The sequence below is a fragment of the Pasteurella skyensis genome (genome assembly GCF_013377295.1).
Lineage (GTDB): Bacteria > Pseudomonadota > Gammaproteobacteria > Enterobacterales > Pasteurellaceae > Phocoenobacter > Phocoenobacter skyensis.
Genome location: NZ_CP016180.1, coordinates 704,467 through 730,308, shown reverse-complemented (window position 1 = coordinate 730,308; position 25,842 = coordinate 704,467). Strand labels below are relative to the sequence as shown.

General features: G+C 36.2%; 21 protein-coding genes. 11 read left to right on the top strand and 10 right to left on the bottom strand.

Annotated features, from left to right (window positions below; translation table 11 throughout):
• Window positions 1-15: 15 nt before the first annotated feature.
• On the top strand, window positions 16-1,305 hold the full coding sequence (locus A6B44_RS03380) for an isochorismate synthase (protein WP_090922461.1): 1,290 nt from the start codon (window positions 16-18) through the stop codon (window positions 1,303-1,305).
• Between the two features lie 100 nt (window positions 1,306-1,405).
• Here the strand turns inward: A6B44_RS03380 and A6B44_RS03375 are convergent, their stop codons facing one another.
• The 8 genes from A6B44_RS03375 to A6B44_RS03340 all read right to left on the bottom strand — a co-directional run bounded on the left by A6B44_RS03375 (window position 1,406) and on the right by A6B44_RS03340 (window position 9,129).
• Window positions 1,406-2,635, bottom strand: coding sequence for an aromatic amino acid transporter (locus A6B44_RS03375; protein WP_090922463.1), 1,230 nt, complete (start codon window positions 2,633-2,635; stop codon window positions 1,406-1,408).
• An 81-nt stretch (window positions 2,636-2,716) separates the two neighbouring features.
• Complete coding sequence (tnaA, locus tag A6B44_RS03370; protein WP_090922465.1) at window positions 2,717-4,135, bottom strand: tryptophanase; 1,419 nt, start codon at window positions 4,133-4,135, stop codon at window positions 2,717-2,719.
• A 445-nt stretch (window positions 4,136-4,580) separates the two neighbouring features.
• Complete coding sequence (yacG, locus tag A6B44_RS03365) at window positions 4,581-4,772, bottom strand: DNA gyrase inhibitor YacG (RefSeq protein ID WP_090922466.1); 192 nt, start codon at window positions 4,770-4,772, stop codon at window positions 4,581-4,583.
• Window positions 4,773-5,393 carry a dephospho-CoA kinase gene (gene coaE / locus A6B44_RS03360; protein ID WP_090922467.1) on the bottom strand — a complete coding sequence of 207 codons (621 nt, stop codon included), beginning with the start codon at window positions 5,391-5,393 and terminating at the stop codon, window positions 4,773-4,775. It abuts the gene before it with no gap.
• 23 nt (window positions 5,394-5,416) lie between these two features.
• A complete protein-coding gene (locus tag A6B44_RS03355; RefSeq protein WP_090922469.1) occupies window positions 5,417-6,094 on the bottom strand; it encodes a prepilin peptidase in 678 nt (225 codons plus the stop codon).
• Window positions 6,091-7,281: a type II secretion system F family protein gene (locus A6B44_RS03350; protein WP_090922471.1), complete on the bottom strand. Its 1,191-nt coding sequence runs from the start codon at window positions 7,279-7,281 to the stop codon at window positions 6,091-6,093. Before A6B44_RS03350 ends, A6B44_RS03355 begins: the two co-directional genes overlap by 4 nt.
• Entirely contained in the window at window positions 7,268-8,665 is a 1,398-nt protein-coding gene (locus tag A6B44_RS03345) for a GspE/PulE family protein (protein ID WP_090922473.1), read from the bottom strand. The genes A6B44_RS03350 and A6B44_RS03345 overlap by 14 nt, the downstream gene beginning before the upstream one ends.
• Window positions 8,666-8,691: 26 nt before the next feature.
• Window positions 8,692-9,129, bottom strand: coding sequence for a pilin (locus A6B44_RS03340; RefSeq protein ID WP_090922485.1), 438 nt, complete (start codon window positions 9,127-9,129; stop codon window positions 8,692-8,694).
• Between the two features lie 189 nt (window positions 9,130-9,318).
• On the opposite strand from A6B44_RS03340, the gene radA reads away from it, so the two are divergent.
• The 3 genes from radA to A6B44_RS03325 all read left to right on the top strand — a co-directional run bounded on the left by radA (window position 9,319) and on the right by A6B44_RS03325 (window position 13,084).
• Complete coding sequence (gene radA, locus A6B44_RS03335; RefSeq protein ID WP_090922475.1) at window positions 9,319-10,695, top strand: DNA repair protein RadA; 1,377 nt, start codon at window positions 9,319-9,321, stop codon at window positions 10,693-10,695.
• Window positions 10,696-10,865: 170 nt separating this feature from the next.
• Entirely contained in the window at window positions 10,866-11,516 is a 651-nt protein-coding gene (locus A6B44_RS03330; protein ID WP_090922477.1) for a YchE family NAAT transporter, read from the top strand.
• 11 nt (window positions 11,517-11,527) lie between these two features.
• Window positions 11,528-13,084: a peptide ABC transporter substrate-binding protein gene (locus A6B44_RS03325; RefSeq protein WP_176673455.1), complete on the top strand. Its 1,557-nt coding sequence runs from the start codon at window positions 11,528-11,530 to the stop codon at window positions 13,082-13,084.
• Window positions 13,085-13,106: 22 nt separating this feature from the next.
• On the opposite strand, the gene ndk is transcribed toward A6B44_RS03325, so the two are convergent.
• Window positions 13,107-13,523 carry a nucleoside-diphosphate kinase gene (gene ndk, locus A6B44_RS03320; protein ID WP_090922481.1) on the bottom strand — a complete coding sequence of 139 codons (417 nt, stop codon included), beginning with the start codon at window positions 13,521-13,523 and terminating at the stop codon, window positions 13,107-13,109.
• A gap of 182 nt (window positions 13,524-13,705) precedes the next feature.
• Between ndk and pckA the strand changes: the two genes are divergently transcribed.
• From pckA to A6B44_RS03300, 4 genes are all read left to right on the top strand, one after another.
• Window positions 13,706-15,313: a phosphoenolpyruvate carboxykinase (ATP) gene (gene pckA, locus A6B44_RS03315; RefSeq protein WP_090922483.1), complete on the top strand. Its 1,608-nt coding sequence runs from the start codon at window positions 13,706-13,708 to the stop codon at window positions 15,311-15,313.
• Between the two features lie 918 nt (window positions 15,314-16,231).
• On the top strand, window positions 16,232-20,971 hold the full coding sequence (locus tag A6B44_RS03310) for a YadA-like family protein (RefSeq protein WP_176673454.1): 4,740 nt from the start codon (window positions 16,232-16,234) through the stop codon (window positions 20,969-20,971).
• Window positions 20,972-21,377: 406 nt separating this feature from the next.
• A complete protein-coding gene (truA, locus tag A6B44_RS03305) occupies window positions 21,378-22,157 on the top strand; it encodes a tRNA pseudouridine(38-40) synthase TruA (RefSeq protein WP_090923466.1) in 780 nt (259 codons plus the stop codon).
• Between the two features lie 95 nt (window positions 22,158-22,252).
• On the top strand, window positions 22,253-22,474 hold the full coding sequence (locus A6B44_RS03300) for a YgjV family protein (RefSeq protein ID WP_090923468.1): 222 nt from the start codon (window positions 22,253-22,255) through the stop codon (window positions 22,472-22,474).
• Window positions 22,475-22,661: 187 nt separating this feature from the next.
• Here A6B44_RS03300 and A6B44_RS03295 read toward each other — a convergent pair whose 3' ends face one another.
• Window positions 22,662-22,877: an alternative ribosome-rescue factor A gene (locus A6B44_RS03295; protein WP_090923470.1), complete on the bottom strand. Its 216-nt coding sequence runs from the start codon at window positions 22,875-22,877 to the stop codon at window positions 22,662-22,664.
• Between the two features lie 137 nt (window positions 22,878-23,014).
• Here A6B44_RS03295 and A6B44_RS03290 point away from each other — a divergent pair, with 137 nt between their 5' ends.
• Genes A6B44_RS03290 through A6B44_RS03280 form a run of 3 tightly spaced genes read left to right on the top strand, consistent with a single transcriptional unit; the run spans window position 23,015 to window position 25,828 of the window.
• Window positions 23,015-23,776 carry a class I SAM-dependent methyltransferase gene (locus A6B44_RS03290; protein ID WP_090923481.1) on the top strand — a complete coding sequence of 254 codons (762 nt, stop codon included), beginning with the start codon at window positions 23,015-23,017 and terminating at the stop codon, window positions 23,774-23,776.
• Window positions 23,777-23,793: 17 nt separating this feature from the next.
• Window positions 23,794-24,846, top strand: coding sequence for an AI-2E family transporter (locus A6B44_RS03285; RefSeq protein WP_090923472.1), 1,053 nt, complete (start codon window positions 23,794-23,796; stop codon window positions 24,844-24,846).
• Between the two features lie 37 nt (window positions 24,847-24,883).
• The gene (locus A6B44_RS03280) at window positions 24,884-25,828 is read left to right on the top strand and encodes a gluconeogenesis factor YvcK family protein (RefSeq protein WP_090923474.1); all 945 of its coding nucleotides are present in this window, start codon (window positions 24,884-24,886) and stop codon (window positions 25,826-25,828) included.
• The last annotated feature ends 14 nt before the right edge of the window (window positions 25,829-25,842 follow it).

Genomic DNA, 25,842 nt, shown 5'->3' with positions numbered 1-25,842 from the left:
CGCAAATTTTTATAAATGACAGTATTTAGCCAATTAAAAACACAGCTTAAAGCAAAGCTACACGACGTTATTGAAAACAAACACATTCACAATGGATTGGTTATCATTCGTGTAGAACAGTGCTGTTCAGTTGATAATCAACTATTATTAAGTTGGCTAAAGGCTCAACATAGCTTTCCTAAATACTACTGGCAAAATCGTGACAACACCCTAACTTTAACTTCAATTGGCGCAGTGAAATATTTTCAAGATATTGAAAAAGCACAACAATTTAGTACTAACAATCACTGTACTTTAATTGGAGGAATGCAATTTTCAGGTGAAACGTCCTTTATTTTACCTCGTCTATTATTTGCAAAAAAAGAACATAAAGTAACCGCTTGTTTGGTCGTGGATAGTCGTAATTGGGAAAAGGAAAAAATAGCGATAGATCAACTCTTTGCTAATTTTGAGAAGACAATAGCATTAGAAAAAACACCTTATTCATTATTAGATACAGCACCTTATACCAATTTCCAACAGTGGTCTGATAATATTCAAAATACAATTGAGCATATAAAACAAGGTGATTTTAATAAAATTGTACTAGCAAATGCCACAGATCTTATCTGTAAAGAACCTATTTCTGCTTATCGTTTATTAGCTTTAAGCAAACAAAAAAATTACCATTGTTTCCATTTTTTATGGCAAGAAACACAGGATGTCAGTTTTATAGGATCAAGTCCTGAAAGGCTATATAAAAGAGAACAACAAACCCTTTATACGGAAGCTTTAGCGGGTACTGCGATGGTTACTGGCAATCAAAAACAAACTGAAGAAAATGGTAAGTGGTTACTAAACGATCCTAAAAATAATATTGAAAATCAATATGTTGTTGATGATATTTGTGATAATTTGAAATCTTATGCAAAAGAAATTGAAGTAAAAGATACGCAACTCAAACAGTTACCAAATGTTCAACATCTCTGTCGTTTAATTAAAATGGAATTAAAAGACGATGTTAGTGATGCTCAGTGTCTTTCACACATTCATCCTACTGCTGCTGTCGCAGGCTTACCTCGTAAAAAAGCAATTCCATTTATTGCCCAAACAGAAAATTTTGAGCGGAATTGGTATGCAGGCACATTAGGCTTTTTCAACGCTGAACAGGCTGAATTTTGTGTTACATTACGCTCTGCATTAATTAATAAAAATTCGATGACCGTCTATGCTGGCGCTGGTATTGTGCAAGATTCTGAGCCAGAATCTGAATGGAAAGAAATTCAACGTAAAGCTTTAGCAATGATAAAACTCCTTCAACAGTAACGTCAAATTTGCAAATTTTTGATCAGATGTGACCGCTTATTCCATAAAAATAGCTCTCAATATTTTGAGAGCTATTTATCATAAACAGTATCAAGATACTTTATCCTTTAAAGCTTGGTAGCACCCCAAACATATCGAGGAAGTGGATAATTGCAATCATAATACCAAATAGAATGAGAAGTCCGAGAAGCAAGTTACCACCTGAAACGTGGAAACCTTCAGTACCATTTCTTTCACGTGCTTTTTTCGCTAACAATGCTGGCACAATACAAGTCCAAATCGTTGCAACCGCCCCTGCATAACCAATTGCTGTAACAAAGCCAAATGGGAATAATACAGATAAAATCAGTGGTGGTAAGAAAGTAACTGCCCAAGATTTCATACGACCTTGTTTGGTATTATCGAATTTAAAGAAGTCAGCTAAATAGTCAAATACACCCAAACCTACTCCGATAAATGAAGATAGAATAGCGGCCATTGAGAAAGCATTAATAATATTTTCTACAGTTTTAGATTCAACCACTTGACCTAATGCACCAAGCAGAGCCTGCCATTCACCACCATTTTCAAATACTTGTTTAAATTCTGAACGAGGTAAGTTACCAAAAATACTAAATGTCCATAGCAAATATAAAACTAAGGCAATAGTTGTTCCGCCAACAATAGCGTATTTTGCTTTAACTTCAGAACCATAGTATGAACGCATTGATGCTACACTGTGATGATAACCAAAAGAGGTTAATGCAACAGGAAGCATTGCCGCTGCGAATAGTGTGTAATCACCATTTTCATTACCTGTATCTAATAGAATTTTTAAATCAATATTGCTAGCAAGCCCTGATACACCAAAAATAAAGGTAAATACCATCACTAAAATTAATAATACAGAAATACGATCTACAGCTCTTGTTGAATGCCATACTAAAGAAGAAAAGACAAAAACAAAAATAATTGACCAGACTCCTGTTGAGTATTCACCAAATATGTTACCAATTAAACCATTGAGCGTAAGCCCTGCCACAGTGGTATAAGCATAAAGTAAAATGCCACCTACGAAGTAAACAGCTAAGTTATTGATAAAGTTTACTTCTTTTCCTAATAAATCTTTAGTTACTGTACTAAATGAAGCGCTCAGTTCATATTTTTTATAAGCTTCAAGTAATAGCCAGCCTGAAAGTGTCATCATCGCCATTGTGATAAGCAAGGCTATGGTAGAATATATTGTCCAAGCACCTGCGCCTTTGATTGGAATGGCAAGCATTCCAGCTCCAACACAAACACTTGCGATAATACAAGCTCCGCCAAAAATAGAAGGGGTCTTTTTATTCATAGAGATTCCTTTTTTAGTTTAGTTTTATTAAATCTTGCACTATTGTACTAGTGCAAGATTTAATTGCAATAGATTTTTCGTTTATTTCACCTCTTCTAAACGAGCGGTAAAGTGACGTAACACTTTTGGCTCATAGCTAAAGGTTAACCCTTTGATATTTGGTGCATTTTCTTTCACTTTTTGGAATGCTTCAATAATGAAGTCCATATGACTTTGTGTATAAGTTGCACGTGGAATAGTTAAACGTAACAATTCCGCAGGGCAAGGTAATTGTTTACCTGTTTTTGGATCACGACCTAATAGGAATGAACCAATTTCTACCGCACGGATACCTGCTACTTTATAAAGCTCACAAGCCAGTGCTTGTGCAGGGAATTGATCCGCTGGAATATGTGGTAATAATTTACCTGCATCCACGAACGCAGCGTGTCCACCTGGTTGTTGACAAACTACACCAATTTTTTCTAATCCATCAACTAAATATTCAATTTGACGGATACGATAAGCTAGCCAATCTTCACGCATACCGTCGTATAAACCAACAGCTAAACGCTCCATTGCACCACCTTCTAAACCACCATAGGTTGGGAAACCTTCTTGTACCACACAAAGTGTACGACACTCGTGATATACATCTTCCATCTCTTTATTTTTGAAGCATAGTAAACCACCCATTGGTACCATTGCATCTTTCTTAGCAGACATTGCTAATGCATCAGCGTATTGGTAGCACTCATAAGTGATTTTCTCAATAGACCAATCTTTGCACTCTTCTTCACGTTGCTTAATAAAGTAAGCATTTTCTGCAAAACGAGCTGAATCCATTACTACTGGAATATCGTATTTACGAGCAATCTCATACACACCTCTTAAGTTGGCAAGAGAAACTGGCTGACCACCTGCTGAGTTACAAGTAATAGTTGCTACAATATAAGGTACATTTTTTGCCCCTACTCTTTGAATGCCTTCTTCTAATGCTTCAAGGTTAAAGTTCCCTTTAAAGTCGTGCTCAACACCAGTGTCAAACGCTTCTTTAATATAAACGTTATTCACTGTTGCACCATTTAATTGAGAGTGACCTTGTGTGGTATCAAAGAAATAGTTTGAGAACACAACCATTTTGTCACGCTCTAAACCTTTTTCTTGCTCACGTTTTTTAATTAAAATTGGGATATAAATTTGCTCTGCACCACGACCTTGGTGAGTTGGAATAGTAAACTCATAGCCAAAGATATCTTTAACGGCATTGGCTAATGCATGATAACTACGACTTCCACTATAAGCTTCATCACCACGGAACATTGCAGCTTGCATATCTTGAGTAATTGCACCCGTTCCACTATCGGTTAATAAATCAATAAAAATATCTTCACTATCTAATAAGAATGGGTTCATTCCTGCTTTTAAGATAGCTTGATCACGATGTTCACGTGTTGTTCTTTTTACTGGTTCAATAACACGGATACGGAATGGTTCTGGTAAATGTTTAAAAGTATTCATAATAAAATCCTCATATAGAAAAATTAGACTAATTGTTAAAATAGCCGATTAATAAAAAATTAAATAAGATTAATGGAACTACGTTGAGTTACTTGAAAAAGTGTATTTTATGGGAAGCAAAGAAGCATTTTCGGATCGATCACGAACCACGACTTTAGATATAATAGAAGTAATTGCATAAACCTACCCTTTTAATTTAAAGAATTTGAATCTAATTACGAGTGACTTACTGAAAGTCAGCTTGATCCTAGTAAAAAATATCTATATCGTCATTATTGAATATTAAAATTTGTGATCTTCTTCATATTAATAGCGGTACGATGTTAGGAAAAATTTGCAAAAGTTTCCATCTTGCTCTAAATGTTAAAAAAATAAAGTCAGTTAAAAGTATTTTTAACTGACTTTAATATAAATAGATGGAATATCAATGTGATGAGTGAAGCGATTATTCGTTCGTTAATTCCGCACTCATTAAATCATTCTCTTCTGCACTTCCTGCAATGTATTTTTGTTCACTTGCCCATTCACCCAGATCGATCATTTTACAACGTTGACTGCAAAATGGACGATATTCATTTGTTTTAGACCAAATTACTTCTGTTTCACAAGTTGGGCAATTTACAATTGTTTCTGTCATTTAAGATTCCTTTTGTGCTGCAAGATGTAAATAGTGTTGATGCAGTTTACTCACTTGCTGATTTAAGTGTTGAGCATTTTCCCCTAATTCTAAGTTATTTTCAATAATATCATCTGCAACTGCCAGACGTTCTGCTCTACTCACCTGTGATTGCATCATTTTTTTGATTGTATCTCGCTTATTTTTATCACGTTTGGAGGCTCGTTCCAGTTGAATTTCAGGCAGAACATCAACCACAAGAATACGATCACAATAATGAGTTAAATTATTTTCAACTAACAATGGCACCACCCAGAGTACGTAAGGTGCTTGAATTTGATGAAGCTGTTGTAACATCGCCTCACGAATAGCAGGATGTAATAAATTATTCAACCATTCGGTATGCTCTGAATGATTAAACACAATATTACGTAACTTATTTCGATCTAATTCACCGTTTTCCAATAATATTGTTTGCCCAAAATGCTGTACTATCTGATTAAGTAACGGTGAACCTTTTACAACAAGTTCTCTCGCGACAATATCTGCATCAATAATAGGAACATTATAGTTTTCAAAAAGTGCTGCAATCGTACTTTTTCCACTTCCAATTCCCCCTGTTAAAGCCACAATATAAGGCATTTCATTCTCCTTTAACTATTTTGCTAAATTCTATCAATGAATAGGATAAAAGTCGAAAGACAAATAAAAGGAATAAAAGGTAATCGAGGTATGATTTTTTTCTTAATCACAAAATAGCTGATAACAAAAAGAAGCCCAGAAAGGCTCGCATAAAGTAATAATTGTAGTAGTTGATGAAGGGTAAAAAGGGGTGATAATGCAATAATAAGCAATGAATCACCCAGCCCTAACATCTCTTTTTTATAAAAAAATAATCCAAATTTACTTATCGCTAAACAAAAAACGACACTAAAAAATAATGAAAACAGACTTTGTTCTGTTAAGTATTTTTGGTAAAAAATGATATAAATCAGACCGCTTATAAAAATAGCGATAATATATTTAATATCAGTCAAATAATAAGCATAATCCAATAGAGACAAATAGATAAGAATAGCCAGAATAAAAGTGAAAATAAAATGTTGTTCACTCAATACAAAAGTAATAAGAGGAAAGGTGATATAGAGAAGCTTAATCCATTTTATCTCTTTATATTGTAGCTGAGATTGCTTTAAAAATGAGTAAAAAAGCGTGTTTCCATTAGTCAGTGATTGATATTCTTGAAAAACCTGTTTATTAATTTTAAAGGGAAACTTTTTGCTCTCTTTTTCTAACCAATATGCCAAACCTAATATAATTAAGAGAGAATATAAAATCGTCAAATTAACGCTCCCATATCAAAAATAGGTAGATAAAGAGCAATAATAATAGTACCAATAATCACGCCAATAAACAGCATTAAAGCAGGTTCTAACAGTTGTGAAAGTATATCAATTTTATAATCTAATTTTTGTTGTTTGAGTGTGACTATATGCTCTAACATTTGTGATAACCTGCCACATTCTTCTCCAATAGCAATCATTTGTATCACTTGTTCACCAAAGACTGAAGGATTTAATGTTTCAGAAAAAGGGTAGCCCTGATTTAAAATAGTTAATATATTAGACAATTCTTTTTGTAAAACTTGATCCTCTTCTTTTTTTGAAATAAAAGAACTCAGCGCAATATTTAAAGGAATCCCTGCTTTTTGCATTAACGCAATATTTTGACAGAAAAAGATAATGCGATGTTCGCTCATTATTTTATTAAAAATAGGCAATAAAGACAGTATGTTAACTTTTAGTATTGAGATGATATTCGTCTTTTTAGATAGCATAATGACGACTGTCACAATAAATATTGTCGTACTTAACAGAGCGATGTAATGTTGCTGTAGCACTTGAGAAGTTTTGAATAATAATGCCGTTATTAATGGCAAACTTTTTTCTTTAGATTGATATAGATCGGCAAATTGAGGAACAATAAAAATCAGCAACATTAAGCAAAGTAATATCGAAATCCCCAATACAATCACAGGGTAAAACATCACTTTTTTTACTTTTTTGGTTAATTTTTCAGATTTAGCTCTAGTATCTGCAATATTGCAAAAAATCACTGACAACTGACCGCTTCGTTCTGCTATTTTAATCAATTGTATCTCTTGTGAAGTAAAATATTTATCTAAAGTCGTCAATGAGTCCGATAACGAATTGCCCTTTTCAATGAGTGCAATTATCTCCTGCAACCATACATAAAGTTTAATATTGGTACAATTTTCTAACAATACACCAAGTGCTTTTCTAAGGGTGATTTTTGCATTGAGTAATAAGGATAATTGATGAATAAATTGTGTTACCTCTTCCTTTTTAGGTGCTCGATTAAACGCAAAATTACGTTTAATTTTAAGGTGACGGTACCCCTTTTGTAACAACCTATTTTCTGCAACTTGATGATGAGTCGCAAGTACTGTTCCTTTTTGAGGTTGTAAGAAACGATTGACCCCTTTCCACTTAAACTCATACAGATTCATTGCCAATCACTCGCTGAATTTCTGCTTGATTCGTCTGCTTATTTGCAATAAGCTGTTTTGCACTCTCAAATAAAGTGGCAAAATCTAAATAAGCGGTATCTTTCTCGAAAGTTTTTGCATTTTTTGTTAAACATTGAAACACTCCCATTCTACCGTTATAACCATCAAAGCAATGTTCACAACTTTCACCACTACATAGCGCACACAGCTTTCGTACTAATCGCTGTGTAATCACCAATAATAATGAATGTTTAATTTCATACTCTTTAATACCTAATTGTAATAAACGCTCTATGGTTGACGGTGCATCATTCGTATGTAATGTTGCCAACACTAAATGCCCTGTTTGTGCTGCTCGTAATGCAATTTCAGCACTCTCTTGATCTCGAATTTCACCTAACATAATAATATCTGGATCTTGACGTAAAAAAGTGCGTAATAATTGGCTAAAATCAATACCGATACTTCGATTCACCTGTGATTGCATTACACCATCAATAATAATTTCTATGGGATCTTCTGCGGTTAAAATATGTTTATCGGTATTGTTTAAATAATTCAATGCACTATATAACGTAAGGCTTTTGCCACTACCAGTAGGACCTGTTACTAAAATAAGCCCTTGCGGTTTGTGTAGTGCATTGACCAATATATCCCTTTGAGAAGGATTAAAACCCAATGATACAAAATCTAACTGAGTCGGATTATGTTTTTGTAATCGTAATACCAATTTTTCACCATAATGAGTGGGCAGTGTAGACACTCGAAAATCTAACCGTTCATTAAGCTGTGTTTGAAAATAAAACTGCCCATCTTGAGGCAAACGGGTTTCACTAATATCCAATTTAGCCAGTAGTTTAACCCTTGAAATAACACGATTCGCAATGTTTAATGAAATATTTTTATATACTTGCAAAACCCCATCAATTCGTAATCGAACCACTAATATTTCTTTATGCGGCTCAATATGGATATCAGAGGCATTTTTTTGTAATCCATATTTAAAAATAGTTTCTAATAATTGAATAATGGGATCAGAATTATCAATACTTTCTTCACTATTATGCTGATTATAAAGCGTAATTTGCGATTCATTTTCTTGGTTATCAACATAACTTGGAGACAGTTCATTTAACAAATATTTTAACTCATCAGAAGACACCAAAACGGGTTCAATTTCTTTATGGGTTAAAAATGAAAATATTTCACAGACATTTAGATTATTCTCATCATCAATGGCAAGCCAAAGTGTTTTCTCATCTTCTTTGATAGGTAATGCTAAATAACGCAATAAAAGTGGTTTATCCTTAATATTTTGCTGCCACCTATCCTGAGATAGCTTTACGACTTTTTGATTCATTAAATCATAAACATTATATTGCATTATTAAACTTCCCTATCAATCTATCACTAATTTGAACAAAAGTTAGCAGGAAAAATACCTGTATCTTCACCTGCACAAGTTGCTGTCCAAACAATACTATTATTTGCATAAGTAGGTGTTAAGGTATAACTATAGTCTTTCAATGTTCCTTTGCCTTCAACGGTAATGATCCCTTTACTGGTTGCAATAGATTTCAGGTACTTAGTATCACTTGATGATTTATCTGCTTGAATACCGTTGGAGCCTCCATTACAGTTTGTTGCCTCTCCCATATTATAAATACAAATTTCCACATCAGATTTATAGGGTGCTGAAGCCGTTAAAATTTCGGACAGTACCGCTTTTTGCGTATAACTGGTGTAGGATGGCATAGCAACGACAGCAAGAATGGCAACGATTGCAATCACAATCATCAGTTCAATTAAAGTGAAGGCCTGGGAGAGTCTTAAATAACTTTTTTGCATAAAAAATCCTTTGTTGATTAAACGTAAAATATAAAATTGCATTGAGATATTCCTTGTTTTTCAAACTAAAATCTAACCTCTCTCCCCTTTTTATCGATCTAGATCGAAAAAATAGCATTAAAACACTGTTTATTTAACCAGTGTTTTGGTAAAATGAATACCTAATATAAAATTTTTAAGAGGTTGATAATGGCAAAGGCTCCTAAAGTTGCTTATGTATGTAATGATTGTGGTGCAGATTATTCTCGCTGGGTGGGACAATGTAAATCTTGTGGTGCGTGGAACACTATTAGTGAAGTCCGTTTAGTCTCAACCAAAGAGACAAAAAATGATCGTTTTCGTGGATATAGCGGAGAAACCACAGGTAAAATACAAAGCCTTTCTGATATTTGCCTCGAAGAAGTGCCTCGTATAAGCAGTGGGTTTAAAGAGTTTGATCGTGTTTTAGGTGGTGGAATTGTTGCTGGCAGTGCGATTTTAATTGGAGGGCACCCCGGCGCAGGAAAAAGTACCCTACTTTTACAAGTGATTTGCAAATTAGCAGCTCACCTACCAACCCTTTATGTCACAGGGGAAGAATCACTACAACAAGTTGCAATGAGAGCAAAACGCTTAAACTTACCTATGGATAACCTAAAAATGCTATCCGAAACCTCAGTGGAGCAAATTTGTAACCTTGCCGATCAACAAAAACCTAAAATTATGGTTATTGACTCTATCCAAGTAATGCACCTTGCGGATATCTCTTCTTCACCTGGTAGTGTTTCTCAAGTGCGTGAATGTGCCTCATTCCTTACTCGCTATGCAAAAATGCACCAAGTCGCCATTATTATGGTAGGACACGTTACTAAAGATGGCACATTAGCAGGGCCAAAAGTATTAGAACATTGTATTGATTGCTCTATTTTACTCGAAGGTGAAGCAGACTCTCGCTATCGTACTTTACGCAGTCATAAAAACCGCTTTGGTGCCGTCAATGAACTGGGCGTGTTTGGTATGACAGAACAAGGTTTACGTGAAGTCAAAAATCCCTCTGCTATTTTCTTAACTCGTAGTGAAGAACAAACCTCTGGTAGCTCCGTAATGGTATTATGGGAAGGAACTCGTCCTCTATTAGTTGAAATTCAAGCCCTTGTGGATCATTCAATGCTAGGTAACCCTCGTCGTATTGCCGTAGGGTTAGACCATAACCGTTTATCAATGCTACTCGCTGTTTTACATCGACACGGTGGCTTACAAATGTCAGATCAAGATGTCTTTGTTAACGTGGTCGGTGGTGTTAAAGTCTCTGAAACCAGTGCGGATTTAGCCTTATTACTAGCCTTAATTTCAAGTTTTAAAAATCGTCCTTTACCGCAAGATTTAGTTATATTTGGCGAAGTAGGCTTAGCAGGTGAAATTCGCCCAGTACCAAGTGGTCAAGAGCGTATCAGTGAAGCAACAAAACACGGTTTCAAGCGAGCCATTATTCCTTATGGAAATGCTCCTAAAAAAACCATTGAGGGAATGCAAGTATTTACAGTCAAAAAACTCAGTGATGCAATCAATATATTAGAAGATTTATAGAAAATAACAGGCATCAGTATAAAATTTGCAAATTTTTAAGACAATGTGACCGCTTCAATAAACAATTTGTCTATTAAAGCGTTCCGTTATCCTGAAAATCTGATTTATTGATTTCATACTTCTCAAATAACAGATATAATATCCCCCTATTTTTATAACCTAACATTTTTATGGAAACCATTTTTCATTATTCAATTTATTTACAATTTTTTATTGGTCTATTTGCTGTAGTTAACCCTATTGGTTTTTTACCTATTTTTTACAGTATGACAGAGCATCAATATGAAGCAGAGCGTAATCATACTAACTTTGTTACCTCTACTTCTGTTTGCCTTATCTTACTGACGACCCTATTCTTTGGAAAGATGATTCTTGATGTATTCAGTATTTCATTAGACTCTTTCCGTGTGGCAGGTGGTTTTCTGATTGTCACTATTGCCATCACAATGATCAATGGTAAATTAGGGGATCATAGACAAAACAAAGAAGAAAAAAATACAGATATCTCTGAATATGACAATATCGGTGTTGTGCCTCTTGCAATGCCAATGATGGCAGGGCCAGGTGCAATCGGTTCAACCATTGTTTGGGGAAGCCATTATAACCAATGGACTGACTATCTCGGCTTTAGTATTTCTATTATTGTGTTTACCTTTACCTGCTACGCTGCATTACGATTTTCAGCACCTCTTATCAAAAGATTAGGCAGAACAGGTTCAAATATTATTACTCGTATTATGGGACTTATCCTAATGTCTCTAGGTATCGAATTTATTGTTACTGGTTTAGGTAATCTTTTCCCTGGTTTGGTCACAGTTTAATGCTATTGAATATGTTAAGATTTAGATTATCCATCACAAAAAACAACATAATAAAATATTGGGTAACGCTGTTTTTAGGCTTTACCCTTTTAGGCTGCGATCAATCTAATCACATTATTCAACAAACTTTATCTCAACATCTATTAAATCGTTCTATATACACAGAACAATTTCAGTTAGATCCTATTTTTGTTACCTCTACAGAAGATTCCGCACCTCTGAGAGACTTACTGTCTGGTTTAATGGTCTTTAATGAAAAAGGAGACGTCACATTAGGGCTTGCTGAAAACTGGCAGACCGAAGATGGAAAAGTGTGGATTTTTAAACTGAAACAAGATGCAAGATGGTCAAATAACGCCCCTGTCACAGCACAAGATTTTGTATCCAGCTGGCAGCGATTAGCGTCACATAAAAACCAGTCTCCCGTAGCTAATTATCTCGTTTATATGGGCGTTAAAAATGCCCAAGCGGTTATATCGGGGAAAAAATTTACAACTGATTTAGGGGTAATGGCAATAGATGAAAAAACCTTAAAAATTGAACTCAACAGAACCAATTTTCAACTGCCATTAATGCTCGCTCACTCTGCACTTTTACCGACTTATCGTGGAGAAAAACCTGCTTTAACTCAATCCTTTATTAGTAATGGAAAATACCGTCTTCAATATCCAAATAAGGCAAACTTAATCTTAACCGCAATAGATACTTCTCTGCCTTTTCAAAAAGTTATTTACCATAAACTAGATGCACAGCAACAACCTAAATATTACGATATTATTGAAAATCCATCACTAAATTACACCAATAATCTGATTAAACTGCCTAAACTTTGCACCTATTTTTATGAGTTCAATTTTGCCGATCCAATGATGCAAAAACAAAATATTCGTCAAGCCATTAAAGGAATGGTATCAGCACGTAAAATTACAGACAATATTGGAGTTGGCATACCTAACAATTCAATCTTACCTAATACAATGTACATAGAAAATAATAGCCAATGGAAACCCGTTATTATTGAACTGCTACTCAGTGAAGCAGGTATTAGTGTTAAAAATCCTCTAAAAATCACACTTACTTATGATAACCAAAGTATTCATCATAATATTGCCAATAACATAATAAGAAGTTTGGGACAATCAGATCTATTCAAAGTCACCCCACAGGCTGTCGAATGGCAAGAATTATTAAAAATAAGAGAGAAGAAACAATTTCAAATGATCAGAGCAGGCTGGTGTGCGGACTTTCCTGATCCTGTACAGTTTTTAGTACAATTTCATTCCAAAAGCCCTGATAACAAAATAAGCTACAAAAATAATAACGTAGACACGCTATTAGAACAGCTAGAACAAGAACCTCTCACTATTTCTGAACGTAACAAACTGATCTACAAAGTAATAAAACAGCTTGAAGACGATGTTGCTATCTTACCTATATTCCAATACCAACGCACTATCGCCGTTGTTCCAAGTATAAAAGGTATCGATAGCAACAACTCGAGTGGTGTTATTTACAGCAAAGACCTCTATCGAGCATCACCAACCGATCAACAAACAAGTAATAACTAGACACTGCTCTCTTTTATTACTCTCAGTCAATGATCTCGTCTGGAGTAAAGAAATAAGCAATTTCTTGCTTGGCCGTCTCCTCTGAATCCGAGCCGTGTACAGAGTTTTCAGTTTTACTCAAAGCATATAATTGACGGATTGTCCCCTCTTGAGCTTCAGCAGGATCTGTAGCCCCCATCAACTCTCGATATCGACAAATCGCATTTTCACCTGAAAGCACAACTGCTACGACAGGTGCTGAAATCATATATTCAATTAACTTATCAAAAAAAGGTTTACCTTGATGCTCTGCATAAAACCCTTCGGCCTGTTGTTTAGTTAAATGCACTTTCTTTAAAGCACAAATCGTTAAATCAGATCGCTCAAGCATCGCCAAAATTTCACCAACTAAATGGCGTTTTGTTGCATCAGGTTTAATCATTGAAAATGTTTTTTGCATAGTATTTCCTCTACGATAGTGAATTACAATAGTAATATTAACCTATAAAATTTGATAAAGATCATTAATCTTTCAAATTGTAGCAATAAATTTCAAAAATTTGATATAGATAACACTTTTTTCCTCAAAAATTATTTAAAATACGCACCAGTAATAATTTAAACTAACTATGGGAGACTATTATGTCAAATATTATTAAAGAACTAGAACTTGTAGGTATCACTAACGTAGCAGAAGTTGTTTATAATCCAACTTATGAACAACTCTTTGAAGAAGAAATGAAACCTGAATTAGAAGGTTTTGAGCGTGGTGTATTAACTGACACTGGCTGTGTTGCAGTGGATACAGGTATCTTTACAGGTCGTTCTCCAAAAGATAAATATATTGTTTTAGATGAAACAACCAAAGAACACTTCTGGTGGACAGAAGACAAAGTAAAAAATGACAACAAACCAATGAACCAAGAAACTTGGGCAAGTTTAAAAACATTGGTAACAGGTCAATTATCAAATAAACGTTTATTCGTAGTTGATGCTTTCTGTGGTGCAACTGAACAAAACAAATTAGCAGTACGTTTTGTAACAGAAGTTGCGTGGCAAGCACACTTTGTAACTAATATGTTTATTCGTCCAAGCAAAGAACAATTAGAAGGCTTCAAACCAGACTTCGTAGTAATGAATGGTTCAAAATGCACTAATCCAAATTGGAAAGAGCAAGGCTTAAATTCTGAAAACTTTGTTGCCTTCAACTTAACAGAAGGTATTCAATTAATCGGTGGTACTTGGTACGGCGGTGAAATGAAAAAAGGTATGTTCTCAATGATGAACTACTTATTACCACTTAAAGGTATCGCATCAATGCACTGCTCTGCAAATGAAGGTGAAGATGGTGATGTTGCAATCTTCTTTGGTTTATCAGGTACAGGTAAAACAACCCTTTCAACTGATCCAAAACGTAAATTAATCGGTGATGATGAACACGGTTGGGATGATGACGGTGTATTCAACTTTGAAGGTGGTTGCTATGCGAAAACAATCAATCTTTCAGAAGAAAATGAACCAGACATCTTCCACGCAATCCGTCGTGACGCTTTATTAGAAAACGTTGTAGTACGTGAAGACGGTTCTATCGACTTTGATGATAACTCAAAAACAGAAAATACACGTGTTTCTTACCCAATTCATCATATTGATAACATTGTTAAACCAGTTTCTCGTGCAGGACACGCGAAAAAAGTTATTTTCTTAACTGCTGATGCGTTTGGTGTATTACCACCAGTATCTAAATTAACGAAAGATCAAATGAAATACTATTTCCTATCTGGATTTACTGCAAAATTAGCAGGTACAGAACGTGGAATTACAGAGCCAACACCAACATTCTCACCTTGTTTTGGTGCGGCATTCTTATCTCTTCACCCAATTCGCTATGCTGACGTATTAGTTAAACGTATGGAAGCAGTAGGTGCAGAAGCATACTTAGTGAATACAGGTTGGAATGGTACTGGTAAACGTATTTCAATCAAAGATACTCGTGCAATCATTGACGCAATCTTAGATGGTTCAATTGAACACGCAGAAACAAAACAAGTACCAATCTTTGATTTACAAGTCCCAACAGCATTACCAAACGTAGATCCAACGATTTTAGATCCACGTGATACTTATACAGAAGTGGCTCAATGGCAAGAAAAAGCTGAAGATTTAGCAAACCGTTTTGTTAAAAACTTCGAAAAATATGCAACTAACGAAGCAACAGTTGCATTAAAATCAGCAGGTCCAAAACTGTAATTAAAGTTTAAAAGACAGCTAAATTAAGCGGTACGATCATACTAAAAATTTACAATTTTTTAGAAGGATCGTACCCTTTTTTATTTTTCACACTCCCCTTCTATTTAAAACCATCCCCATTCTCGATTGCAGAGATCGATACTTGGCTAGTTTTAATCTAGCTTGCGAGAGGATAGTTTATTCGCTTTTCTCATTAAATGCTCCTCTGCAAACCATTTATAAATCAAAATGTTATAAAGATCGACCGTAGGGTAGGAATTAGTAAACTTGTTTGCGTATATCCTCCCATTGCTCGATGTCTCCGTTCTCGGTTACTGAGCTCGGTTATTGAGCTTGTCGAAATATCGAAGGATGAGAGAACGTTCACCAAACAAGTTCAGTGCCCAAACACCTAATTCAACAAGCTCAGTGACCGGTGTTTGGCTAGTCCTGTGATCGATGTTTACCGTTCTCGGTTACTGAGCCTGTCGAAGTATAAGAGAACGCTCACAGAATCAAATCCCGTGCTAAAACACCTAACACTTCGACAAGCTCAGCGATCGATGTTTGACTAACCTCCGTGATCGACGTCTCCGTTCTCGGTTACTGAGCCTGTCGAAGTATAAGAGAACGCTCACAGAACCAAATTCCGAGCCCAAACACCTAACACTTCGACAAGCTCAGTGACCGGTGTTTGACTAACCCCGTGATCGATATTTCACACACCCCTAATCAAAATCACCCCATTTTCCATTCCAAATTGTCTATTTTTTACTCAAACAACCTCCATTACTACGATTTTGCTTGTGTTTTTTTTTTTTACAATCGGGAGGTTTATACATATTTTTTAACAAAATATTTACGAGGCAGTAAAAGGAATTTACATCAACCTCAAAAAAGTCCTAAGGAAAGGATATCAACTGAAAAGGGTATCTGATAATGAACAGCATCTACAAAATTGTGTTTAATAAAGCAACACAAACCTTCACTGCAGTTAGTGAATTAGCGAAAGGTAGAACAAAAGCCCAATCTTTAACTATTGATAAACCACAACAAGCGGTCACATTTTCATTCAAATTTGCAAAAATTGCGCTGGCAATCTCAATGGTATTTGGAATTAGCTCATCAGCAATGGCATTAACCCCAGAAGAACAACAAGCATTTGATGAGCTTAAAGCTGAAGTGGAAGCCCTTAAGGCTCAGAAAAACTACTTCCATGTCAATACAACAGATACTGTTCAAACAGGAAATGACACTAACTTAGATGCTGTTGATGGTATCGGTGGAGCCAAAGGTGCATATTCATTGGCGAGTGGCGAAGGTGCTCAAGCTTTACAAGACGATTCTATTGCCATTGGTCGTGGTGCAAAAGCGTTGATGGGGAGTTCTTTGAATGGACAGCTTGGTGGGTCTATAGTAATAGGAAAGAATGCAGAGGCGAGAGAACATGGCTCAATTGCTTTGGGCGGACAAACAAATGGGGGCGATTCGATTGCTATTGGGCTTTTTGCTAAAACAACTGCCGACTCTGCTATTGCCATCGGTGGCAGATTTGGAGTAGGTGTATCTGATGGTGCTCAAGCTGAGGGGATTTCATCTGTTGCTCTAGGAGATTCACGTGCTTTCGGTGAGAATTCTTTTTCCACAGGTTATATAGCAAAAGCTAAGGGTGCTGGTGCAATCGCTATGGGTGGATATTATTATAGCGGTCATGTGGTCGGCGGAGTAGCTAATAGTAACGGTTCGATTGCTATCGGTGGTGAAACAGTAGCGGGTATTGAACATGGTGTTCAAGAAGCTGTTGCAATGGGTTATAGAGCTAAGGCGACAGAAGATAAAACCTTATCACTTGGTTTTGACTCTATTGCTAATATTGAAAACAGTTTAGCCTTAGGTTCATACGCTAAAACTGTGGCAGCAAAAGGTATTCAAGGTGAAGATTTTGGAAAAAATGTTGCGAATGATACCGCTATTTGGAAATCTACTTTAGGTGCATTAGCCATTGGTGATGCTACAGATAACAAAACACGTCAAATTACAGGGTTAGCCGCAGGTAAAGAAGATACCGATGCGGTGAATGTGGCGCAATTAAAAGCAGTGGCAGAAAGTTCTGCTAATCAAGCAACGGGAAGTTTGAAAAACTACTTTCACGTTAATGCCACAAACCAAGTTCAACCAGGAAATACAACAAACTTAGGTTCAGTTGATGGAATCGGAGGCGCAACAGGTGAATATTCAACTGCAATAGGCATTAATGCACAGGCAGCTCAAATGAACTCCATAGCAATTGGGCATAATGCACAAACATTTGATGTTACTGATGATATCGACAGGAGTCATTTTGATGACAGAATAGTAGGCTCTATAGCAATAGGGCACAATGCAGAGGCAAGATCGGCTAATTCAATCGCTATTGGCTCCGCTTTTAGTACTCGTGGTGGTATGTTACAGACAATTGCAGAAGGGAGCAGTTCAACGGCAATTCATGGTCAGGCTAAAGGAATAGATAGTGTTGCTATTCATGGGGTAGCAGAAGGAGACCAGGCAGTTGCATTGAAGGGAAATGCTAAAGGAGATGGGGCATTTGCTGCTATAGAAGGAGAGGCTAAGGGGATATATTCAGTCGCTATTGGGCGCTTTGCTGAAGCAACTAATGTTCTTTCTGTTGCTATTGGTGGAGGAGTTGGTAGTGTTGCTGCAGGGCAAGGTTCCATCACATTAGGAAAAGCAAAATCCTTTGGTATAAGCTCTTTTGCTACAGGTTATCTATCAACTGCTAAGGGCGATGGTGCTATCGCAATGGGTGGATATTATGCTTATGATGTAGAAGATGAGCATGGTGGACAAGCTTACACTGCTAATTCGATTGCTATTGGTGTTCAAACGATTGCTGGTGTTGATGGAGGTTCTCAAGAGGCGGTTGCAATGGGTTATCGAGCTAAGGCTCTTGCAAATCAAACTTTTGCTTTAGGTTTTGATGCTAAAGCAGAGCATGAAAACTCAGTGGCTTTAGGTAGTAATGCTGAAACTAAAGAAAAAGTGGATATAGAAAATGCAACACTAAATGGCATTACTTATGGCGACTTCGCAGGTATTCCAGATGGAGTTATGTCAATTGGTAAAGTTGGCAATGAGAAACAACTGGTCAATGTTGCAGCGGGTGAACTTTCAGCAACCTCAACAGATGCTATTAATGGTTCACAACTTTATGCGACAAATGATGTTTTAGGTAATGTAGCGAAGACAGTGAAAAATAATTTTGGCGGTAATGCAGCTCTTGATCAAAATGGTAATATCACCTTTACAAATATCGGAGGCACAGGGAAAGATACTATTCACGAGGCTATAGTTGACGTAAAAACAACAGCGGACACAACTCAAGATGTTGCTAACGCAGCAAAAATCAAGGCTCTTTTAAATAGTGTTAAAATTGTCACTAAAGCAAATAAAAATGCAGATAATTTAACCTCTGATGATGTGATTACTTGGATAACTAAGTTAAATACAGGGGCAGATTTAATCACTCCAACAGGCAAGTTAGTTACCGATACTCAAGTTAAAACAGCATTAAATACTAAACTTGAAGTGGACGATATTAAAAATGTCACGAGTTCTGATGGCTCTGTTACTATTGGTGCAAACCATAATGTAGCAACTGACAATGTTGACTTAAAAGTGAACCTTGATGGTACGACTTTAACTAAGAATGGAAATGGTGTAATCAGTCTTGCAGACAACGCAGTGACAACGGCTAAGATTTTAGACGGTAATGTCACGAAAGCGAAGTTAGCGGGAGATGTCACTGATATTCTGGATAAAGTTGGAACAGGCGTCGTTGCAGATGGTAATACCAATACTGTGACAGGTGATGTGGTTAAAACTTACGTTGATACAGCGATTGATAAAGTTGGAAAAGCCAAAGACGGTATCACAGTTAAAGGTGACAAAGGTGAAGTGGGTATCAACGGAAACAATGGGATTTCTATTAAAGGCGAAGATGGCAAAGATGGCTCAATCGGCTTAAGTGGAAAAGACGGTATTACTGTTAAAGGAAAAGACGGTGAAAACGGCGTCACTATCAAAGGTGAAGATGGTGCCAATGGCACTAACGGTGTAATCGGGCTTAATGGGCACGATGGAATCGACGGAAAACCTGCGAAAGATGTGTCAGCTGATATCAAAGTGGTTAATGGTAGAGCGGGTGTTGATGGTAAGGATGGAGACAGCCTAACCCGTATTATTTACGAAGATGAAGCAGGAGACACCCATACTGTTGCGACAATGGATGATGGCTTAGTGTTCAAAGGTGATGTGGGTGATAAAGTTACCCGTAAGCTCAATGACACCTTAAATATTAAAGGTGGCGTAACAGCGGCCGATAAACTCACTGATAACAACATTGGTGTGGTTAATGATGGTACGAACGGTTTAGCGATTAAATTAGCGAAAGAACTTACAGGTATTTCGTCAATTGCTAACACAGCAGGTGGTGGAAAACTGACATTGAGTGAGACAGAGAATAGCGTATCAGTTAATGGTGGTAGAATCACCAATTTAGGCGATGCCATAGCAGATACCGATGCTTTTAACTACAAACAGTTAAAAGCACTGAACAAGGGTCAAGGTATTGATGTTGATAAATGGAAAGACGCAATATTGCCAACCATTAGCTTCTTTAGTGGTAGCACGGGTACGGGCGCAAATTATAAACAGGGTAATACTGAAGAAAAATTTGACTTAAGTAAACTTGCCTTTGACTTTGGTGATGGCTTAAAAGTGGAAAAACAACAAAGCAAAGACGGTAAACAAATTGCCCATATCACGTTAGATAAGGACGCATTGAAAAATGACCCTGACTTTAAAGGTGAGAAAGGTGATGACGGTGCCGCTGGTGCGAATGGCGCCGATGGTCAATCTGCTTATGAGGTTTGGAAAGCATTGCCAGGTAACGACGCTAAAACACAAGATGACTTCTTGGCTGCGTTAAAAGGCGCAAAAGGTGACAAGGGTGATAAAGGCGATAAAGGTGACAAAGGCGAAGCAGGCAACGGAAATGGAGGCAATGGTGCTGAAATCAAGGTTGCTGTAACAGACGATGTTGTATTAGACAAGGATAATCTCTCAAAAGAGGAAGTCGTGAGCAACAAGGGTGCCTTAAGCATTAAAGTCGGTAAAAACCTTAATGCCAAAACAGTGATGAACGGCAAGGATAAACAGCTGGTTATCTCAACTACACCTGAAATCAAAGTCGATAAAGTCACTGTAGGCAATATCACCTTAAACCAATCCGGTTTAACAGTGAAAGAGGGTGCTGATGTCAATATTAATATGGGTGGAAACCAAATTCACAATATTAAAGCCGGTACTGCACCAACGGATGCCGTGAATGTGTCTCAATTAACGAAAGTGGAAGAGTCACTCTCCACCCGTATTGACAGTGTAGAAAAAGCCGCAAGTGGCGGTACTGCGAGTGCGATGGCATCAGCCAGCTTACCACAGGCTTATGTACCAGGTAAGAGTATGGTGTCATTAGCGGGCGCGAGTTATGACAAATCAAGCTCAATGGCCGTAGGACTGTCTTCTATCTCTGACAATGGAAAATGGATTATCAAAGGAAACATTAATGCGAATACTGAGAAGAAATTCGGTATTGGTGTCAGTGTTGGCTACCAATGGTAATGTAACACAGGACGGAAGAGGGATTCTCTCTTCCAGTCCAACCTAGCACGTGGTGGTTGAGAACAACTTGGGGGTTACTAGTCCTCTCTCTCAATAACACTTAACCACCACAGCACTCACCCCTTTCATTTGGAAGGGGTGTTTTTTTATGGTGCAAAATAAAATGTTTACAGAACGAGCTCGGAACGTAACACCTCACACTTCGACAGGCTCAGTGATCGGTGTTTGGGTAGTTCTGTGCAAAAACACCTAATGCTTCGACGGGCTCAGTGATCGGTGTTTGATTCGTTTTGTGGTTCAAAGAAACATAGCGGATACATTGTGATAAAAATTTGCAAAAAAGTTATTAAATCGTACCGCTTGTAGTACAATTATAGTATCTATTTATTCACATACATAAAATAAAATGAAAATTGCATTAGGTATTGAGTATGACGGTAGCCGTTATTTTGGTTGGCAAAAACAGCGATCCGTTGTGAGTGTTCAACAACAATTAGAAAAAGCGTTATCCATTATTGCCAATTCTCCAGTAGAGGTGTTTTGTGCAGGGCGTACTGACTCGGGAGTTCATGGGACGGGGCAAGTGGTACATTTTGCAACAGAGGCGGAACGCCCTTTAAAGAGTTGGTGTTTTGGTACTAATGCGCATCTGCCTGATGATATTGCTGTAAAATGGTCTGTTGAGGTTTCTTCTGATTTCCATGCTCGCTTTAGTGCTACTGCTCGTCGCTATCGCTATATTATTTATAATAATAACCTCCGTTCTGCAATTCTTCCTAAAGGAGTATCTCATTACACTATGCCTTTAGATCATCAAAAAATGCACAAGGCAGGACAATTTTTATTAGGTGAAAATGATTTTAGCTCGTTTCGTGCCTCACAATGTCAATCTAATAGTCCTAATCGCAATGTACATCATTTGAATGTCACTCGTCTTGGGCAATTTGTTGTCATTGATATTCAAGCAAATGCTTTTGTTCATCATATGGTAAGAAATATTGTAGGAAGCCTAATTGAAGTGGGTTGTAGTAATCAGCCTATTGAATGGATCAAATGGTTATTAGAGCAAAAAAACCGCCAACTCGCTGCTCCAACAGCTAAAGCAGCAGGGCTTTATTTGGTCGATGTCCATTATCCAGAGCAATTTAATATACCCAAAACACCTTTAGGGCCATTATTTTTATAACTTTTTTTTAACGCAAACCTTTGCTATTTTTATTTCTATTTCAATATGTTAGAAAGATGACTATAATGCTCTCCTAATTTTTAAAGGAGAATAATATGGATTATATTGAAATATTAGGTTATGTAGCAATGGTGACTGTTTCTTGTTCTTTTTTACTAAAAGATGTTATTAAGTTACGTTTTGTAAATGCTATTGGGTGTACCTTATTTGTGATTTATGGGCTTTTACTTAAATCCTATCCAGTTGCTGGTTTAAATATTTTTGTTGCTTGCATTAATAGTTATTATATTATAAAAGCGTTTAAAGCAAAAACATAACCAAGCTCTAAGCCCATTTCCCTCTTTTCTGACGAGAAAAGTATGGATTTGGGCTTTTTTTATTTTCTTTGTTCTACAATCTACATATCTATTAAATATAACTTGCTACTCAAAATAACCAAAACCTGTCTTTAAATAAAAAAAGAAGAAGTAGGACATAATTTTTTAGCTAGAAATAGTGTGCTTATTAAAAAAGCCCATTTAAATAAATTCTAACTAGAACCTGTTTAAATGGGCTTTCCCCTTTGCTGTATGCTTTACGATGTTTTTCTTTACGTTGGTAGCTTCCTTTTCCTTTCTTACTTTTTACTATTCGTGTTCTAAATAAAGGGTCTGTGACCATCGCTTTAATAACACTCTCTTTTATCTCACCTCGTTGGTGATCGTAATTTAATTTAGTCATTTTTACTCCTTGATTGTCTTTAAAATTAACTAACTATTGCTTAATATAGTATATCACAATCAAAAAAACGTTTATAATGTAAATTATAAGCGGTTAGATAAGACCAAAATTTTACAAAATGTGAGGTTTTTATGGAAATGGAACAAGATAAGCTAGGGCATAATTTTTTAGCTCGTTTAGGTAAAGCTCACTTACGTCCTGGTGGGCGAGTAGCTAATGATTGGCTAATTGCAAATGGTGATTTTAATAAAGAAAAGAAAGTATTGAACATTGCTTGTAATAGCGGTGATACGGCAATTGCCCTTGCAACAAAATTTGGTTGTAATGTCACTGGTATTGATTTAGATGAAGAGGCACTGGAAAAAGCACGTCATACTGTTACTGAAAATAAAAAAGTCTCAGATTTAGTCGAATTTGTGCAAGGTGATATTATTCAGTTACCTTTTTCAGATAATCAGTTTGATATTATTGTCAATGAAGTAATGTTAACTTTATTACCTTTGGAAATGAAACAACAAGCATTAACTGAATATTTGCGAGTGTTAAAACCCAATGGTCTGTTACTGACTCACGATATTATGTTAGAAACGAAAGATGAAGCAGAGGATGTTATTGCAGAATTAGAAGATGTAATGAATGCAACTATCGCACCCTTGACCAAATCAGAGTGGAAAGAAAATTTTAAACAATGTGGTTTTCGTAATGTTGATACATTTTCTGGCGAAATTTCATTATTTTCTCCAAAAGGTTTAATTGATTATCAAGGTTTTGCTGGTGTATTAAAAATCATCGGCAGAGCATTAAAAACTAAAAATCACAAATCTTTTATTAAAATGTTAAAAGCATTCCGTGATGCTGAAAATAAACTCGAATTTATTGCGATTTGTAGTCAAAAATAATTAAAGAGAAAAATACTATGTTTAATATGTTACAAAATTGGTGTAGAAAGAAATTTTCTGATCCTCAAACAATCGTATTACTGGGTATTCTATTTATTGGTTTTGGCATTATCTATTTTTGTGGTGATTTGCTAATGCCATTATTAGTCGCGATTGTCTTTGCGTACTTACTCGAATGGCCTATCCACTTTTGTGTGCAACATATTAAATTACCTCGTATTATCAGTTTAATGGTAGTATTGGGTAGCTTTATTTCTTTATCTATTTTCCTCTTTATGGTGTTACTGCCAAGTCTTTGGAATCAGGCAACAACATTCTTAAAAGACTTGCCATCAATGCTAAACTCTTTGAATAAATGGCTACAAACCTTACCAGAGCTTTATCCTGATTTGATTAGTTATTCTTTGCTTGACTCTTTAATGGGTTCTTTACAAAACAAAATTTTAGGATTCGGCGATTCTTTACTGACTTTATCATTAAATTCTATTGTCAGTATTGTGGGTATTGGTATTTACTCTTTTTTAGTGCCATTAATGGTCTTTTTCTTACTCAAAGATAAAAGCCTTTTTCTACAATCTTTTATTCGCTTTATACCCAGAGAACACCATTTAGCCTCTCGTGTTTGGAAAGAAATGCAGTTACAAATTGCGAACTATATTCGAGGCAAGTTTCTCGAAATTTTAATTGTAGGTTTTGTTACCTATGCAATTCTACTGGTATTTGGATTACGTTATCCCCTATTACTTTCCGTCGCAGCAGGACTATCAGTACTCGTTCCTTACATTGGTGCCGTATTGGTTACAATTCCTATTGCACTAGTAGCATTGTTCCAATTTGGCTTATCTCCAGATTTCTATTATCTGCTACTCGCCTTTGCAATAAGTCAATTACTTGATGGTAACCTTGTTGTTCCTTTTTTATTTTCAGAAGCCGTTAACCTACACCCTTTAACCATTATTATTTCTGTAATTATTTTTGGAGGATTATGGGGATTATGGGGCGTCTTCTTCGCCATTCCTCTAGCAACGTTGATAAAAGCGGTTATTAACGCTTTACCTGCAGTTGAATAACAAGCGGTAACATCTTAAAGATTTTTTACACATTATTATGACTAAAAAAGAAGCGAGTTTTTCTAATTATCCTTATTTATCACAACTAAATAATGTTGTTGCATTGGGTGGCGGACACGGTTTAGGTCGTGTGCTTTCATCGATCTCATTCCTTGAAAACCACCTAACAGGTATTGTCACTACCACTGATAATGGTAATTCAACAGGACGTATCCGTTTAAATTATGGAGGCATTGCTTGGGGTGATTTGCGAAACTGTTTAAATCAAATTGTTGCTACACCAACGGTTGCTTCCAAAGTGTTTGAATACCGTTTTAAAGGAGAGGGCGAGTTATTAGGGCATGATTTAGGTAATCTGATTTTTACTGCCCTAGCAGATATGCAAATACGCCCTTTGGATAGCATTAAATTAGTGCGTACTTTTTTAGGTGTAAAAGTAAATTTAATTCCAATGTCAGAAACTCCTACCCACCTTTCTGGTATTTTATCCTCTGGAAAAACCGTAGTTGGAGAAGTTTCTATTGATACTTTAGATGAAGCGCCTTATCAATTATCTCTCTCTCCAAATGTGCAAGCTCCCTCTTCTGCGATTCAACGTCTAAATAATGCAGATCTCATTATTTTAGGGCCAGGGAGTTTCTTTACAAGTATTTTACCCCCTTTGTTGATTAGTGAGATTGCTCAAGCCATTTCCCATAGCAAGGCAAAGGTGATTTTTATTGATAATCTGGGTAAAGAGCAAGGGGCTGCTAGAAATTTAGATTTAGTCGCACGTATTCAGTGGCTGGAAAGATTGATTGGGAATAACCGTATTGATGGTATTATTACAGGCTTAAATCCTGATGTGAAAAATACTCCTCTTCCTAAAAATATCACTGTACTGACACAAGATCTTTGCGATAATATAACTCATTATTTACACGATCGTAAAAAGTTAAGTCTTGCTATTGATAACATTATCGCACTATTAAACGCAAAATAACTCTATTTACTCTA

Excerpts from the sequence above, each read along its gene's own strand:
- A6B44_RS03340 (WP_090922485.1), bottom strand. The coding sequence starts at position 9,129 with ATGCAAAAAAGTTATTTAAGACTCTCCCAGGCCTTCACTTTAATTGAA.
- A6B44_RS03290 (WP_090923481.1), top strand. The coding sequence starts at position 23,015 with ATGGAACAAGATAAGCTAGGGCATAATTTTTTAGCTCGTTTAGGTAAA.
- A6B44_RS03380 (WP_090922461.1), top strand. The coding sequence starts at position 16 with ATGACAGTATTTAGCCAATTAAAAACACAGCTTAAAGCAAAGCTACAC.
- A6B44_RS03285 (WP_090923472.1), top strand. The coding sequence starts at position 23,794 with ATGTTTAATATGTTACAAAATTGGTGTAGAAAGAAATTTTCTGATCCT.
- A6B44_RS03375 (WP_090922463.1), bottom strand. The coding sequence starts at position 2,635 with ATGAATAAAAAGACCCCTTCTATTTTTGGCGGAGCTTGTATTATCGCA.
- pckA (WP_090922483.1), top strand. The coding sequence starts at position 13,706 with ATGTCAAATATTATTAAAGAACTAGAACTTGTAGGTATCACTAACGTA.
- A6B44_RS03310 (WP_176673454.1), top strand. The coding sequence starts at position 16,232 with ATGAACAGCATCTACAAAATTGTGTTTAATAAAGCAACACAAACCTTC.
- truA (WP_090923466.1), top strand. The coding sequence starts at position 21,378 with ATGAAAATTGCATTAGGTATTGAGTATGACGGTAGCCGTTATTTTGGT.
- A6B44_RS03280 (WP_090923474.1), top strand. The coding sequence starts at position 24,884 with ATGACTAAAAAAGAAGCGAGTTTTTCTAATTATCCTTATTTATCACAA.
- A6B44_RS03350 (WP_090922471.1), bottom strand. The coding sequence starts at position 7,281 with ATGAATCTGTATGAGTTTAAGTGGAAAGGGGTCAATCGTTTCTTACAA.
- A6B44_RS03330 (WP_090922477.1), top strand. The coding sequence starts at position 10,866 with ATGGAAACCATTTTTCATTATTCAATTTATTTACAATTTTTTATTGGT.
- A6B44_RS03300 (WP_090923468.1), top strand. The coding sequence starts at position 22,253 with ATGGATTATATTGAAATATTAGGTTATGTAGCAATGGTGACTGTTTCT.
- yacG (WP_090922466.1), bottom strand. The coding sequence starts at position 4,772 with ATGACAGAAACAATTGTAAATTGCCCAACTTGTGAAACAGAAGTAATT.
- ndk (WP_090922481.1), bottom strand. The coding sequence starts at position 13,523 with ATGCAAAAAACATTTTCAATGATTAAACCTGATGCAACAAAACGCCAT.
- radA (WP_090922475.1), top strand. The coding sequence starts at position 9,319 with ATGGCAAAGGCTCCTAAAGTTGCTTATGTATGTAATGATTGTGGTGCA.
- A6B44_RS03345 (WP_090922473.1), bottom strand. The coding sequence starts at position 8,665 with ATGCAATATAATGTTTATGATTTAATGAATCAAAAAGTCGTAAAGCTA.
- A6B44_RS03325 (WP_176673455.1), top strand. The coding sequence starts at position 11,528 with ATGTTAAGATTTAGATTATCCATCACAAAAAACAACATAATAAAATAT.
- tnaA (WP_090922465.1), bottom strand. The coding sequence starts at position 4,135 with ATGAATACTTTTAAACATTTACCAGAACCATTCCGTATCCGTGTTATT.
- A6B44_RS03295 (WP_090923470.1), bottom strand. The coding sequence starts at position 22,877 with ATGACTAAATTAAATTACGATCACCAACGAGGTGAGATAAAAGAGAGT.
- coaE (WP_090922467.1), bottom strand. The coding sequence starts at position 5,393 with ATGCCTTATATTGTGGCTTTAACAGGGGGAATTGGAAGTGGAAAAAGT.